Origin of the sequence: Serratia sp. Je.1.23.a (assembly GCF_051129805.1) — a bacterium.
In the GTDB taxonomy this organism is placed as follows: domain Bacteria; phylum Pseudomonadota; class Gammaproteobacteria; order Enterobacterales; family Enterobacteriaceae; genus Serratia; species Serratia liquefaciens.
In genome coordinates, this window is record NZ_JBCPSR010000006.1 from 80556 (window position 1) to 95654 (window position 15099).

General features: G+C 57.7%; 14 protein-coding genes. 12 read left to right on the plus strand and 2 right to left on the minus strand.

Features of this window, described 5'->3' with window-relative positions:
- Nucleotides 1–10 precede the first annotated feature (10 nt).
- The 8 genes from AAZT04_RS19550 to AAZT04_RS19585 all read left to right on the plus strand — a co-directional run bounded on the left by AAZT04_RS19550 (nucleotide 11) and on the right by AAZT04_RS19585 (nucleotide 8415).
- Complete coding sequence (locus tag AAZT04_RS19550; RefSeq protein WP_041414172.1) at nucleotides 11–1132, plus strand: patatin-like phospholipase family protein; 1122 nt, start codon at nucleotides 11–13, stop codon at nucleotides 1130–1132.
- Nucleotides 1129–1905: a TatD family hydrolase gene (locus AAZT04_RS19555; RefSeq protein ID WP_434681426.1), complete on the plus strand. Its 777-nt coding sequence runs from the start codon at nucleotides 1129–1131 to the stop codon at nucleotides 1903–1905. The genes AAZT04_RS19550 and AAZT04_RS19555 overlap by 4 nt, the downstream gene beginning before the upstream one ends.
- Before the next feature lie 195 nt (nucleotides 1906–2100).
- Nucleotides 2101–3378 carry a NupC/NupG family nucleoside CNT transporter gene (locus AAZT04_RS19560; protein ID WP_020825114.1) on the plus strand — a complete coding sequence of 426 codons (1278 nt, stop codon included), beginning with the start codon at nucleotides 2101–2103 and terminating at the stop codon, nucleotides 3376–3378.
- A 366-nt stretch (nucleotides 3379–3744) separates the two neighbouring features.
- Nucleotides 3745–4524 carry a deoxyribose-phosphate aldolase gene (gene deoC, locus AAZT04_RS19565; RefSeq protein ID WP_020825115.1) on the plus strand — a complete coding sequence of 260 codons (780 nt, stop codon included), beginning with the start codon at nucleotides 3745–3747 and terminating at the stop codon, nucleotides 4522–4524.
- 68 nt (nucleotides 4525–4592) lie between these two features.
- Nucleotides 4593–5915 (plus strand): thymidine phosphorylase, encoded by a 1323-nt coding sequence (gene deoA / locus AAZT04_RS19570; protein WP_046374560.1) that lies wholly within the window; start codon nucleotides 4593–4595, stop codon nucleotides 5913–5915.
- A gap of 69 nt (nucleotides 5916–5984) precedes the next feature.
- On the plus strand, nucleotides 5985–7208 hold the full coding sequence (gene deoB / locus AAZT04_RS19575) for a phosphopentomutase (protein ID WP_020825117.1): 1224 nt from the start codon (nucleotides 5985–5987) through the stop codon (nucleotides 7206–7208).
- A gap of 111 nt (nucleotides 7209–7319) precedes the next feature.
- Nucleotides 7320–8051 (plus strand): purine-nucleoside phosphorylase, encoded by a 732-nt coding sequence (deoD, locus tag AAZT04_RS19580; RefSeq protein ID WP_020825118.1) that lies wholly within the window; start codon nucleotides 7320–7322, stop codon nucleotides 8049–8051.
- Between the two features lie 139 nt (nucleotides 8052–8190).
- On the plus strand, nucleotides 8191–8415 hold the full coding sequence (locus AAZT04_RS19585; protein ID WP_061068952.1) for a helix-turn-helix domain-containing protein: 225 nt from the start codon (nucleotides 8191–8193) through the stop codon (nucleotides 8413–8415).
- A gap of 95 nt (nucleotides 8416–8510) precedes the next feature.
- On the opposite strand, the gene AAZT04_RS19590 is transcribed toward AAZT04_RS19585, so the two are convergent.
- Entirely contained in the window at nucleotides 8511–9197 is a 687-nt protein-coding gene (locus AAZT04_RS19590) for a YtjB family periplasmic protein (RefSeq protein ID WP_048762896.1), read from the minus strand.
- A 104-nt stretch (nucleotides 9198–9301) separates the two neighbouring features.
- On the opposite strand from AAZT04_RS19590, the gene serB reads away from it, so the two are divergent.
- From serB to nadR, 3 genes are all read left to right on the plus strand, one after another.
- Nucleotides 9302–10279 carry a phosphoserine phosphatase gene (serB, locus tag AAZT04_RS19595; protein ID WP_020825122.1) on the plus strand — a complete coding sequence of 326 codons (978 nt, stop codon included), beginning with the start codon at nucleotides 9302–9304 and terminating at the stop codon, nucleotides 10277–10279.
- A 65-nt stretch (nucleotides 10280–10344) separates the two neighbouring features.
- On the plus strand, nucleotides 10345–11730 hold the full coding sequence (gene radA, locus AAZT04_RS19600) for a DNA repair protein RadA (protein ID WP_020825123.1): 1386 nt from the start codon (nucleotides 10345–10347) through the stop codon (nucleotides 11728–11730).
- A 56-nt stretch (nucleotides 11731–11786) separates the two neighbouring features.
- Nucleotides 11787–13043, plus strand: coding sequence for a multifunctional transcriptional regulator/nicotinamide-nucleotide adenylyltransferase/ribosylnicotinamide kinase NadR (gene nadR / locus AAZT04_RS19605; protein ID WP_020825124.1), 1257 nt, complete (start codon nucleotides 11787–11789; stop codon nucleotides 13041–13043).
- 33 nt (nucleotides 13044–13076) lie between these two features.
- Here the strand turns inward: nadR and AAZT04_RS19610 are convergent, their stop codons facing one another.
- Complete coding sequence (locus tag AAZT04_RS19610) at nucleotides 13077–14078, minus strand: zinc-binding alcohol dehydrogenase family protein (RefSeq protein ID WP_349526122.1); 1002 nt, start codon at nucleotides 14076–14078, stop codon at nucleotides 13077–13079.
- A 98-nt stretch (nucleotides 14079–14176) separates the two neighbouring features.
- On the opposite strand from AAZT04_RS19610, the gene AAZT04_RS19615 reads away from it, so the two are divergent.
- Complete coding sequence (locus AAZT04_RS19615; RefSeq protein WP_020825126.1) at nucleotides 14177–15088, plus strand: LysR family transcriptional regulator; 912 nt, start codon at nucleotides 14177–14179, stop codon at nucleotides 15086–15088.
- Nucleotides 15089–15099 lie beyond the last annotated feature (11 nt).

The following is a 15099-nucleotide window of genomic DNA, read 5'->3' on the forward strand; positions in this document are numbered from 1 at the left end:
GGATGCAGGGTTGGGATACAGAATACCCATCACGCTCGGCAATATAGAACCGCTGGCGTATAAACCTTACCGGCCCGGCAAAATGGCGCTGGTATGTGAAGGGGGCGGGCAGCGCGGCATTTTTACCGCCGGCGTGCTGGACGAGTTTCAGCGTGCCCGCTTTAATCCTTTTGATCTGATGATCGGCACTTCTGCCGGCGCACAAAATCTCTCGGCCTTTATTTGTGGCCAGATGGGCTATGCGCGGCGGGTGATCACCCGTTACACCACCTCCGCTGAATTCTTTAACCCGCTGCGCTTCGTGCGTGGCGGGCATTTGATCGATCTCGACTGGCTGATCGACACCACGTCGCAACAGCTGCCGCTGGCAATGGACGTGGCGGAAAAACACCTGATCGATGGCCGTGAATTCCTGATGTGCGCCTGCCGCAGCGATGACTTTGAACCCACTTACCTGCCGGCGCAGCGTGCCAGCTGGTTGCCGGCGATCAAGGCATCCAGCGCCATTCCGGGTTTTTACCGTATGGGCGTGGATTTGGACGGCGTCAGCTATCAGGACGGTGGCATCAGCGATGCGATCCCAGTCGAAGAGGCCTACCGACGCGGCGCGGACACTATCGTGGTGATCCGTACCGTGCCTTCGCAGATGTATTACACCCCGCAGTGGATGAAGCGCATGGAGCACTGGCTCAGCGAAAGCAGCCTGCAGCAGATGGTGCGCATCCTTCAACACCACGAACAAAGCTATCACCGCATTCAGCAATTCATTGAGAAGCCGCCCGGCAAGCTGCGCATCTTTGAAATTTTCCCGCCGAAGCCGCTGGCCAGTAATGCCTTGGGCAGCCGGCTGACCTCGCTCAATCAGGACTATCATCTGGGGCGCCGCTGCGGACGCTATTTCCTGGCGACCGTCGGGCACTGGCTGGTCGAGCAGGACAAACTGGACGGTATGAAGGTGAAAAAGGCGCTGTCGCGCCGTTTGATCCAGCCTGAGAATGTCGTTATGCCTTCGCCGATCATCACCGACGTGGCACACCCGCGCGAACTTTCCACGCAGCCGGAGCCCAATCTGGCCGCGAGAGAGATTATTCTGCCGGGTGACGTACCCCCGGGTGAAGGGGGGTTGCTGTGACCCCAGATTTCACCGATACCCACTGCCACTTCGATTTCCCGCCGTTCAGCGGACAGGAGCTTGAAAGCCTGGCGTTGGCCGAGCAGGCGGGCGTAAGGCGTATTATCGTGCCGACTGTGACCTCTGACCGCTTTGCGCGGGTGGTAAAACTGGCGCGCGACTATCCGCCGTTGTTCGCAGCCCTCGGGCTGCACCCGCTGTATATTGCCCAGCATCAGGAAGCGGAGCTTGAACAGTTGGCGGGTTTTCTGGCCAGCCGACCTCAGAAGCTGGTGGCGGTGGGGGAGATTGGTCTGGATCTCTATATGGAGAACCCGCAGTTCGAACGGCAACAGCGGGTATTGAAGGCCCAGTTGAAACTGGCTAAAGAACACGACCTGCCGGTGATCCTGCATTCCCGCCGCAGCCACGATCAGCTGGCGGCGATGCTGCGTCGTAGCGAAGTGCCACGCCGCGGCGTCGTACACGGTTTTGCCGGCAGTCTGTCACAGGCGCAGGCGTTTATCCGCCTGGGCTATTACATTGGCGTGGGGGGCACCATCAGCTATGAGCGGGCGCAGAAAACCCGTAGCGTGATGGCTCAATTGCCGTTGACCTCCTTGCTGTTGGAAACCGATGCGCCGGACATGCCGCTGGCCGGTTACCAGGGGCAGCCCAACCGCCCTGAACGTGCCGCCGAAGTTTTCCAGGAACTGTGCCGCTTGCGCCCCGAGTCAGCCGAGGATATTGCCGCCCAGTTGCAACACAACACTCACGCCCTGTTTACCCTTTAGGTGTCTAACCCGCCATAACTGTGATGATGCTCACGTTATAAGATTTTCATTTGCTTCCTGTTGTATGCATTTGTGACATAAATCGGTACGAGGGGTACCTCGCTCCGTATAATCGCTCCCCGAAATTACTCTAAAGCAGCCCCGTGTTCCTCTCTGACAGGGATGCATTTCTTTTTCGCAACAGGGATACTTTGCATGCAACTCATCATGAGCCTGGTCGGCATGGCGGTGCTGATCGCCATTGCGGTGCTGCTCTCCAGCAACCGCCGCGCGATTAACCTGCGCACCGTTATTTGGGCATTTGTTCTTCAGGTCGCCATCGGCGCGCTGGTGCTGTACGTTCCAGTTGGTCGCGCGATTCTCGGCGGCATGTCGGCGGGCGTGGCTAACGTGATCGCCTACGGCAACCAGGGGATCTCCTTCATCTTCGGTGGCCTGGTTTCCGACAAGATGTTTGAAGTCTTCGGCGGCGGCGGTTTTGTGTTCGCGCTGCGCGTACTGCCGGTGATCGTGTTCTTCTCCTCGCTGATTGCGGTACTGTATTACCTCGGTATCATGCAATTGGTGATCCGCGTGTTGGGCGGTGGCTTGCAAAAGCTGCTGGGTACCTCACGGACCGAATCACTGTCGGCGACCGCTAATATTTTCGTCGGCCAAACCGAGGCCCCGCTGGTGGTGCGCCCGTATATCGCTACCATGACCCAGTCTGAGCTGTTTACCGTGATGTGCGGTGGCCTGGCCTCGGTAGCCGGTTCCGTATTGGCAGGTTATGCCCAGATGGGGGTGCCGCTGGAATATCTGATCGCCGCTTCATTTATGGCTGCTCCGGGTGGCTTGCTGTTCGCCAAGCTGATGGTGCCGGAAACCGAAAAAACCCACGATAAAGACGACGCGATGAAATTGATCGCAGAAGATGAACGCCCGGCCAACGTGATCGATGCGGCAGCTTCAGGTGCGGCTTCCGGCATGCAGCTGGCGCTGAACGTCGGCGCGATGCTGTTGGCGTTTATCGCGTTGATCGCTTTGCTGAACGGCATTCTTGGCGGTATCGGCGGCTGGTTCGATTATCCGCAGCTGTCGCTGGAACTGATACTTGGCTGGGTATTCTCACCGATCGCCTTCCTGATCGGCGTGCCTTGGCATGAAGCGATGGCGGCCGGCTCGTTTATTGGCCAGAAGATTATCGTTAACGAATTCGTCGCCTACATGAACTTCGGTGCTTACCTGCGTCCGGACGACGTGGTGGCGGCAGAAGGGCTGCAGGTGCTGTCGGCGCACACCAAGGCGATCATCTCCTTTGCGCTGTGCGGCTTTGCCAACCTGTCGTCGGTGGCGATCTTGCTCGGCGGTCTGGGCAGTATGGCGCCGAACCGTCGTCATGACATCGCGCGCTTCGGCCTGAAAGCCGTGGCTGCGGGTACGCTCTCCAACCTGATGAGTGCGACCATCGCCGGGTTCTTCCTGGCGCTGTAACCCCGGTCCTGTCCTGTGATAGCGCCGCGAGCCCTATTGCAGGACACCGCCTATACTCTAAGACGGGCGCAACGTGCCGTGCCCGCGTCCGTTTCTTTAGCGAATTTGTGAACGATATCGCGTTATTTTGTGATGTTCTTCACATATAATTCCGGCCTGTTACAGTGTTATTTCATATAGTGTGACCCTGAGCGCGAATTGCCCCCGGCGATCGTGTTCAAATAGCTATTACTGACCCTGCGCGATGCGAAGGGTTATGTGCGGTGAGAAGGATCTCAGTTGCCGCGGTGGGAACCCGTTCCCCAGCGCTATCTTCAAGGAACCAAGTCCGCTCGCCAACACCCAGGTACTCAGTTGGAGAGTTTTATGACCGAATTAACCGCAGCAGCGCAACGTGCGCTGACCTTAATGGATTTGACCACGCTGAACGACGATGACACCGATGAAAAAGTGATCGCGCTGTGTCGTCAGGCCAATAGCCCGGCCGGCCATACGGCGGCCATCTGTATTTACCCGCGTTTTATCCCGGTGGCGCGCAAGGCTCTGCGTGAGCAGGGGACGCCGGACATCCGCATTGCGACCGTCACCAATTTCCCGCATGGCAACGACGATATTGAAATCGCGCTGGCGGAAACGCGCGCGGCTATCGCCTATGGCGCCGATGAGGTGGACGTGGTGTTCCCTTACCGCGCGCTGATCGCCGGTAACGAGCAGGTGGGTTTTGAACTGGTCAAACAGTGCAAGCAGGCTTGCCAGGCCGCCAACGTGCTGTTGAAAGTGATCATTGAAACCGGTGAGCTCAAGCAGGCCAGTCTGATCCGTAAAGCATCGGAAATCGCCATCAACGCCGGCGCTGACTTTATCAAAACCTCTACCGGTAAAGTGCCGGTCAACGCGACGCTCGAAAGCGCGGAGCTGATGATGTCGGTGATCCGCGATCTTGGCGTTGCCAAAACGGTGGGCTTCAAGCCGGCCGGTGGCGTACGCACAGCGGAAGACGCGCTGCATTATCTGCAACTTGCCGATCGTATTCTGGGCGAAGGTTGGGCCGATGCGCGTCATTTCCGCTTCGGGGCTTCCAGTCTGTTAGCCAGCCTGCTGACGACGCTGGGCCACAGTGCCGGGCAGTCCGGCAGCGGTTACTGAACGATTACGTCGGCAAGGCGAGATAATCGCCGGCCTGCACTCTACTCTAGCTAAAACAGGGGGACGCTTTGTTCCTGGCCCAAGAAATTATCCGTAAGAAACGTGACGGTCAGCCGTTGAGCGAAGCAGAAATTCGCTTTTTCATCAATGGCATCCGTGACAACGTCGTTTCAGAAGGTCAAATTGCCGCGCTGGCGATGACCATTTATTTCCACGATATGACCATGCCGGAGCGCGTGGCGCTGACCATGGCAATGCGTGATTCCGGTACCGTGCTGGACTGGAAAAGCCTGTCACTGAACGGGCCACTGGTCGACAAGCACTCCACCGGCGGCGTGGGCGATGTCACTTCGCTGATGCTGGGCCCGATGGTGGCGGCTTGCGGCGGCTATGTGCCGATGATCTCCGGCCGTGGTTTGGGCCATACCGGCGGTACGCTGGACAAGCTGGAAGCGATCCCGGGCTTTAATATCTTCCCGGACGACAATGCCTTCCGCAAAATTATTCAGGACGTGGGCGTGGCGATTATCGGCCAAACCAGCTCGCTGGCACCGGCGGACAAACGCTTCTACGCGACCCGTGATATCACTGCTACCGTAGATTCCATTCCGCTGATCACCGCCTCTATTCTGGCGAAGAAGCTGGCGGAAGGCCTGGATGCGTTGGTGATGGACGTCAAAGTCGGTTCAGGTGCCTTTATGCCAACCTACGCACTGTCGGCCGATTTGGCGCAGGCGATTGTTGGCGTAGCCAACGGCGCCGGGTGCAAAACCACCGCGCTGTTGACCGACATGAACCAGGTGCTGGCCTCCAGCGCCGGTAACGCCGTGGAAGTTCGCGAAGCCGTGCGCTTCCTGACCGGCGAATACCGCAACCCGCGCCTGCTGGAAGTGACGATGGCGCTGTGCGTGGAAATGCTGCTTTCCGGTGGCCTGGCGAAAGATGATGCCGATGCGCGTGCCAAACTGCAGGCAGTGCTGGACAATGGTAAAGCGGCAGAAGTGTTTGGCCGTATGGTCGCCGCACAGCAGGGCCCGACAGATTTCGTCGAGCGCTACGACAGCTATCTGCCTGCCGCAACCCTCAGCAAGCCGGTTTACGCTGAGAAAAAAGGTATCATCAGTGCAATGGATACCCGTGCATTGGGCATGGCGGTGGTGTCCCTGGGCGGCGGTCGTCGCCGTGCAACCGACAGCATCGACTACAGCGTGGGTCTGACTGAGATGGCGCGCCTGGGCGACAAAGTGGATACCCAGCAGCCGCTGGCGGTGATCCATGCCAACGACGAAGAGACTTGGCAGCAGGCGGCCGAAGCGGTACGCAGTGCGATGGTGCTGAGCGACAAAGCGCCGGAAGTGACGCCAGTAGTCTATAAGCGCATCACGGAATAATTAACGAATCAGGAGCGGCAGCGGCCTTTTCGCTGTCGCCCACAGCGTGAGAACACGCAGGAGAGCATGATGAAACGTACATTTATTATGGTATTAGACTCATTCGGTATTGGCGCGAGCGAAGATGCCGAGCGTTTTGGCGACAAGGGTTCCGACACTCTGGGTCACATCGCCGAGGTCTGCGCGCGCGGTGAAGCCAACGTTGGCCGTCAGGGCCCGTTGACGCTGCCTAACCTGAGCCGTCTGGGCCTGGGCAAGGCCGCGGAAGAATCCACCGGCACCTTCCCGCAAGGGCTGGATCGCAATGCGGACATCATCGGCGCCTATGCTTACGCCAGCGAACTCTCTTCCGGTAAAGATACGCCGTCAGGCCACTGGGAAATCGCCGGCGTGCCGGTACTGTTCGATTGGGGCTATTTCAGCGACGAACACAACAGCTTCCCGCAGGAGCTGCTGGACAAGCTGGTCGAGCGCGCTAACCTGCCGGGCTACCTCGGTAACTGCCACTCATCCGGCACTGTGATCCTCGACCAACTGGGCGAAGAGCACATGAAAACCGGCAAGCCGATTTTCTATACCTCTGCCGACTCGGTATTCCAGATCGCCTGCCACGAAGAGACCTTCGGCCTGGATCGTCTGTATGAACTCTGTGAAATCGCCCGTGAAGAGCTGACCGAAGGCGGTTACAACATTGGCCGCGTGATCGCTCGTCCATTCCTGGGCGACAAGCCGGGCAACTTCCAGCGTACCGGTAACCGTCACGATCTGGCCGTAGAGCCACCGGCGCCAACCGTGCTGAAAAAGCTGGTGGACGAGAAGGGCGGCGAAGTGGTGTCGATCGGTAAAATTGCCGATATCTACGCCAACGTGGGCATCACCAAAAAGGTCAAGGCTACCGGCATCGACGCGCTGTTCGACGCAACCGTGACCGAAATGGAAAAAGCCGGTGACAACACTATCGTGTTCACCAACTTCGTTGATTTTGACTCCTCTTACGGCCACCGCCGCGACGTTGCGGGCTATGCCGCTGCGCTGGAGCTGTTCGACCGCCGTCTGCCGGAGCTGCTGAAACTGGTGAAAGATGAAGATATCATTATCTTCACCGCTGACCACGGCTGCGACCCGACCTGGCCGGGCACCGACCACACCCGTGAGCACATTCCGGTCCTGATTTACGGTCCGAAAGTGAAACCGGGTTCGTTGGGCCACCGTGAAACCTTCGCCGACATCGGCCAGACCGTAGCCAGCTACTTTGGCGTGTCACCGATGGATTACGGTAAATCCATGCTCTAAGCCCCGTATTTCAAGCCGCAGCGTTGTTGCTACGCGCCTGGCTGCAACTCGAAATTCAAGGCTTAGATGTTTGATGTTTTTATTAAATATGATTTCTGAAGGAAGATAATTATGGCTACGCCGCACATTAATGCTGAAATGGGTGATTTCGCTGACGTAGTACTGATGCCGGGCGATCCGCTGCGTGCAAAATACATTGCGGAAACTTTCCTGGAAGGCGCGGTGGAAGTGAACAACGTGCGTGGCATGCTGGGCTTCACCGGTACCTACAAGGGCCGCAGAATCTCCGTAATGGGCCACGGTATGGGTATCCCATCCTGCTCCATCTATGCGCGTGAACTGATTGCCGAATTCGGCGTGAAGAAAATCATCCGTGTGGGTTCTTGCGGCGCGGTGCGTGACGATATCAAACTGCGTGACGTGGTGATTGGTATGGGTGCTTGCACCGATTCCAAAGTAAACCGTCTGCGTTTCAAGGATCACGACTACGCGGCAATCGCCGACTTCGATATGGTGCGTAATGCCGTAGACGCGGCAGCAGCGCAGGGTATCCCGGCGCGTGTGGGCAACATCTTCTCCGCTGATCTGTTCTATACGCCGGATCCGGATATGTTCCAGGTGATGAAGAAGTACGGCATCCTGGGCGTGGAAATGGAAGCGGCCGGTATCTACGGCGTGGCGGCTGAGCTGTTCGAAGAGTTCGGTTCCAAGGCACTGACCATTTGTACCGTCTCCGACCACATTCTGCGTCATGAAGCGACCACCGCTGCAGAGCGTCAAACCACCTTTAATGAAATGATCATTATCGCGTTGGAATCTGTGCTGCTGGGCGACAAAGCCTAATCATACTGCGGGCGCAGCGTTCTGCTGCGCCCCAGCTAATCTATTCATCGTGCTCCCCTCATTTTCTTGAAATGCTTTACCTTATAGGTAATTAGCGCTATTACTCTATTCATCAATCTATTCACTCCTCTATTCATCTATGACCAGCCTCGAGCAAGTTCTGCGTAAGGGGCCCGCCGCGTCGAAAGCACTCACCGATGCGCTGGGTATTAGCCAACCGACGCTGTCGCGCCGTATCCATGCGTTGGCGGAAGCTGTGCTGACTATGGGTAAAGGCCGAGCCACTCGCTATGCCTTGCGCAGGGCCGTGGCGGAGGAGACGTATTTTCCACTCTATCAAGTGGATGAGCAGGGCACAGCATGAGCTGATCAGCGAGGCGTTCCGTGGTCTTGCCGACCAGATGTTGATGCAGGTTCAAGGGTTGAATGAACACATCCAGCGTATGGCTTAAAGCAAGCCTAGGGCATCTTCTCTTCTTTCTTATCTTCCGGCTTTTCGTCATCGTCATCTTCCACCGTATTGCCTTCCTCCAACGGCGTGTTGGCGGTTAACAGGTACGGGGACTGCTGCCAGCGGCTGCGGCGGTGCTGCAACAGCGTACGGGCCAGGATGATGCCGATGGCCAGCGCCAGCAAAATCATCAGGCGCAGCAGGTTGGTGGTGTTATCCACCTGTTTGGATTCGGTCGCCAGCACGTGGGTGTCCAGCGTGATGCGGATAAAGCCGATCGGCCCGTCTTTGTTCTCAATGGGTTCAACCAGCTGGTGATTGAAGTAGCTGCCGGCGCGTTTACCGTCAAGCGACAGGCGATCGCGTATACTTATCTGCTCACCGGCGTGGGAAACCAGGGATCCGTCCAACTGATAGACGCTGGCGTCCAAAATGCGGCTGTGGTCGGTGAGCTGTTTGAGGATGGCGTCGATGCGTTGGTTGTCGACGTCGCTGTCGTCATCCATCAGGGGGGCCAGGCTGGATGCCACCTGTTTGGTCAGCGTTTGCGCCAGTTCTTCCACCTGTTCGGATCGCGCCAATTGGTGACTCAGGCTAAAATAGGAAGCGCCCTGCATCAACAGCACCAGCAAAGCCAGGCAAATCAGGATAATAGCGGTGCGGTGCAGGCGGAATTTCAGTTTAGCGCGGGCCATGCAGGTTCCTTGGGCATCTTGGACACTTTATGTTGCCAGAAGCAATGGCGATAGGATAGCTTGATGCGTCGTTTTATCATGCAGTGTTTTTTCAGGAGTTAAGGATGTCGAATAGTCTGACCTATTGCGATCTCCCGGCTGAGATCTCTCAATGGCCGGGTCTTCCCCTTTCGCTGAGCGGTGACGAAGTGATGCCGCTGGATTATCGGGCGGGTCATACCGGTTGGCTATTATATGGCAGAGAACTGAACAAAACGCGCATTACCGATTTCCAGCGCAAGCTGGGTGCGGCGATGGTGATTGTCACTGCCTGGTGCGTAGAGGATTATCAGGTGGTGCGTCTGGCGGGCACGCTGACGGCACGCGCCAAAACGCTGGCGGCGGAGAGCGGGCTGGACGTGGCGCCGCTGGGCAAGATCCCCCACCTGCGCACCCCCGGGTTGCTGGTGATGGATATGGACTCCACCGCGATTGAAATTGAATGCATCGACGAGATTGCCAAACTGGCGGGCGTCGGTGAGCAGGTGTCGGAAGTGACCGAACGCGCGATGCGCGGCGAGCTGGACTTTACCGCCAGCCTGCGTCAGCGCGTCGGTACGCTGAAAGGCGCCGATGCCAATATCCTCAAGCAGGTGCGTGACGAGCTGCCGCTGATGTCCGGGCTGACCAACCTGGTGCGCAAGCTGCAGGCGATGGACTGGCACGTGGCGATTGCCTCCGGCGGCTTCACCTACTATGCCGAGTATCTGCGTGACAGACTGAAGCTGGTGGCGGTGGTGGCTAACGAGCTGGAGATCCGCGACGGCAAGCTGACCGGCGAGGTGCTGGGACCGGTGGTGGACGCGCAGTTCAAAGCCGATACGCTGGTAGCGCTGGCGGAAAAACTGGGTATTCCACCGCAGCAAACTGTCGCCATCGGCGACGGCGCCAACGATTTGAAAATGATGCAGGTTGCCGGGTTGGGAATTGCCTATCACGCCAAACCGAAAGTGTATGAGAAGGCGCAGGTGTCGATTCGCCATGCCGATCTTATGGGCGTGCTGTGCGTGTTGACCGGCAGCCTGAAACACGAAGTACGCTAAAGTAGGCCCCTGACCCGGCGATGACGCCCGTCAGCGGCAATGTGGTAATAAAGCAGAGGTAATACGTGGCAAAAGCAGCAAAACGGGCGTTTGTATGTAATGAGTGCGGCGCAGATTATCCGCGCTGGCAGGGGCAGTGCAGCGCTTGCCACGCCTGGAACAGCATTACAGAAGTGCGTCTGGCTGCCGTGTCTTCCTCTTCTCGCAATGAGCGTCTGAGCGGCTACGCCGGCGATGCCGGTATCAGCAAGGTGCAAAAGCTGTCGGACATCAGCCTGGAAGAGCTGCCGCGTTTTTCCACCGGTTTCCTGGAGTTTGACCGCGTGCTGGGCGGCGGGGTGGTTCCGGGCAGTGCGATCCTGATCGGCGGTAACCCCGGCGCAGGTAAAAGTACCTTGCTGCTGCAGGTGCTGTGCAAACTGTCCGAGCAGATGAAAACCCTGTACGTCACCGGTGAGGAGTCACTGCAGCAGGTCGCGATGCGCGCCCATCGTCTCGGCTTGCCAACCGGCGGCCTGAATATGCTGTCTGAAACCAGCATCGAACAGATCTGCCTGATCGCCGAGCAGGAACAGCCGAAGCTGATGGTGATCGACTCCATTCAGGTGATGCACATGGCGGATATTCAATCTTCGCCGGGTAGCGTTGCGCAGGTACGTGAAACGGCGGCTTATCTGACGCGTTTCGCCAAGACGCGCGGCGTGGCGATTGTCATGGTCGGTCACGTCACCAAAGACGGTTCCCTGGCCGGGCCGAAAGTATTGGAACACTGCATCGACTGTTCGGTGCTGCTGGACGGCGACGCCGATTCACGTTTTCGTACCCTGCGCAGCCATAAAAACCGCTTTGGTGCGGTGAATGAGCTGGGCGTGTTCGCCATGACCGAGCAGGGCCTGCGTGAGGTCAGCAACCCGTCTGCCATCTTCCTCAGCCGTGGCGATGAGGTCACCTCCGGCAGTTCGGTGATGGTGGTTTGGGAAGGTACGCGGCCGTTGCTGGTGGAAATTCAGGCGCTGGTGGATCATTCCATGATGTCTAACCCGCGGCGAGTGGCGGTCGGCCTGGAGCAAAACCGATTGGCGATCCTGTTGGCGGTGCTGCATCGGCATGGCGGATTGCAGATGTCCGATCAGGACGTGTTCGTTAACGTGGTCGGTGGGGTGAAGGTCAGTGAAACCAGCGCCGATTTGGCGTTGCTGATGTCGTTGGTGTCCAGCCTGCGTGACCGCCCATTGCCGAACGATTTGGTGGTGTTTGGCGAAGTGGGGCTGGCGGGGGAGATCCGTCCGGTACCGAGCGGTCAGGAACGGATTTCCGAAGCGGCGAAACACGGCTTCAAGCGTGCCATCGTGCCGCACGCTAACGTGCCGAAAAAACCGCCGGCCAATATGCAGGTGTTTGGCGTGAAGAAACTGGCGGATGCGCTGGACGTGTTGGAACAGTTTTATTAATTGCCACGCGGTACGCAGATTATGCTATTTTGTTTAGCATACTAAACGGAGGGGCTATGCGGCAATTCGATTACCTGAAGGCGTCGATTAAGCAAAAGAACTGCACTCTGCAGCAGGTGGCGGATGCCAGTGGCATGACCAAAGGCTATCTTAGCCAGCTGTTAAACGACAAAATCAAAAGCCCTAGCGCCCAGAAGCTGGAGGCGCTGCACCGTTACCTCGGGCTTGAGTTCCCACGCCGTGAGAAAAAGGTCGGCGTGGTGTTTGGTAAATTTTACCCTCTGCACACCGGTCATATTTACCTGATCCAGCGAGCCTGTAGCCAGGTGGATGAGTTGCACGTGATCCTGTGTCACGATGAACCGCGCGATCGGGAGCTGTTCGACAACAGCTCGATGTCGCAACAGCCGACGGTCAGCGATCGTCTGCGCTGGCTGCTGCAAACCTTCAAGTATCAGAAAAACATTCATATTCACTCGTTTGACGAACAGGGCATCGAGCCCTATCCGCACGGCTGGAACGTGTGGAGTGACGGGGTGAAAGCTTTTCTGGAGCAAAAGGCCATAGTGCCGAGCTTTATCTATTCCAGTGAAGCACAGGATGCTCCGCGCTATCGCGAACATCTGGGCATTGAAACCATTCTGATCGATCCCGAACGTTCATTTATGAACATCAGCGGCCGCCAAATCCGCCAGGATCCGTTCCGCTATTGGGACTATATCCCGACCGAAGTGAAGCCGTTTTTTGTACGCACCGTAGCTATCCTCGGCGGCGAGTCGAGCGGGAAATCGACCCTGGTCAATAAGCTGGCGAACATCTTCAACACCACCAGCGCCTGGGAATATGGCCGCGACTACGTGTTCTCGCACCTCGGCGGGGATGAGATGGCGCTACAGTATTCCGACTATGACAAAATCGCCCTGGGCCAGGCGCAGTACGTTGATTTTGCGGTAAAATATGCCAATAAAGTGGCGTTTATCGATACCGACTTCGTGACCACTCAGGCGTTCTGCAAAAAGTACGAAGGACGCGAGCACCCCTTTGTACAGGCGTTGATCGACGAGTACCGCTTTGATCTGGTGATCCTGCTGGAGAATAACACCCCATGGGTGGCGGATGGGTTGCGCAGCCTGGGCAATCCCAACGATCGCAAGGCATTCCAGTATTTGCTGGAAGAGATGCTGCGGGCCAACAACATTGAATACGTACACGTAGAGTCCAGTGATTACGACGAGCGTTTCCTGCGCTGTGTAGAACTGGTCAAACAGCTGTTGGCGGCCGATGCCAGCCGCCTGGTTGGCGTTGCAGTCTAAGCCTGCGGGGCGCAGGCTGCGCCCCGTCGGTTATCAGTAAACAATCACCAGTTTTCCCTGCATATGTCCGTCGAGCAGTTTTTGATGCGCGGCGGTCAGCGTCGGCACCGTTAGCCCGTGCATCGTTTCGCTCAGGGTGGTGCTCAGCTTCCCTTCATCCAGCAGTTGCGCCACTTGCTTGAGGATCTCGCCCTGCTGAGCGATATCCGGCGTGTTGAACATACTGCGGGTAAACATCAATTCCCAGTGCAGCGCGGCGCTTTTCAGCTTCAGTGCGCTCTGGTCCAACGGCTGGGCGTTTTCCACGATGGTACAGATATGGCCCATCGGTGCGATCAGATCGGAGATGGCTTGCCAGTGGCCGTCGGTATCGTTCAGGCACAGAATATAATCCACGTTCTCAATGCCCTGTTGCGCCAGGTTAGTTTTCAGATCGCGATAGTCCACCACCAGATCGGCACCCCGTTCCAGACACCAGGCCGCCGACTCGGGACGAGAGGCGGTCGCAATCACCTTTACCTGACTGCGCTGTGCCGCAAACGGGATCGCCAGCGAACCAACACCACCGGCGCCGCCAATGATCAACAGAGTTTTCCCCGGTGCCGCATCCTGAATTTTCAGATGTTCGAACAGTGCTTCCCAGGCAGTCAGGGCCGTCAGCGGCATGGCGGCAGACTCGGCCCAGTTCAGGCTGCGGGGCTTGTGGGCAGTAATACGTGAATCGATCAATTGTTGGGTGCTGTTGCTGCCCGGGCGAGTGATATCACCGGCGTACCAAACCTCATCGCCGGGTTTGAAGCCGCTGACGCTGCTGCCCACTTCAACCACGACGCCGCTGGCGTCCCAACCGAGAATGCGTGGCTGCTGCAGGCCGCTTTTTTGCAGGCCGGCATGGACCTTGGTATCCACCGGGTTGACCGACACCGCTTTCACTTCCACTAACAGATCGTACTGACCCGGCGTGGGTTTTTCCGAGCTGATCTCTATGAAGGCGGCGGGGTTTTTCGGGTCTACGGCAATGGCTTTAATCGGCATGACTGTGCTCCTTTCGAATGAATAACCTCAGTGTAGACCTCTTGAGAGGGAGTGATAAGATGGACAATAACTAACTAAGTGTTCGTATGAGGTGAACAATGAGGTTTAAGCAGCTGCAGGATATGGCGCTGTTTGCGCTGGTGGCCGAGTGCGGCAGTTTTACCGCCGCCGCCAAACGCGCCGCTTTGCCGAAGTCCAGCGTCAGCCAGCGCATCAGCCAGTTGGAACAGACGCTGGGCCTGCGCTTGCTGAACCGTACCACCCGCCAGCTCAACCTGACCTTTGCCGGCGAACGCTATCTGGAACACTGCCAGGAGATGCTGAATGCTGCCGAACGGGCCGATTTTGCGCTGCAACGGCTGCGTGACAACCCGAGTGGGCGGTTGCGCATCTCAACCCCTGCTGGGCTGGGGGCGACGTTGCTGGCGCGGCTGGCGGCGGATTTTCAGCGCCAATACCCGGACGTGTCACTGGAGGTATCGGTATCCGATGCGATGGTGGATATGGTGCAGGACGGATTTGACGCCGCATTACGCACCGGCAAACCGCAGGACTCCTCGCTGATTGGCCGGCGTTTGGGGCATGCGCCGCGCTATTTGCTGGCATCGTCGGCATATCTGGCGCAGTACCCGCCGATCCTGCATCCGCAACAGTTGCAGCAGCACCGCTGCATCGCGCATCGTTCCTGGCCCGCATGGAATCTGCGCCGGGGCGATGAGTATTTTCGCTGGCAACTGCCGACGCTGCATATCACCGATAATCTGCTGTACGCGCGCGAATGTGCGATTTACGGGGCGGGTATTACTTTGTTGCCGGCATTTCTCAGCCGCGAGGTAGTGGCGCAAAAACAGCTGGTGGAGGTGTTGCCGGAATGGCAGGCGGAAGGCAATGAACTCTATCTGGTTTATCCCAGTCGCAAGCTCAATTCCCCGGCGCTGGCCTGTTTTATTGACGTGGTGTTGCAACATCCGGTATTTGACGATTATGCCCGCGAGCTGGCGCGGGAATAAAAAAAGGCGCC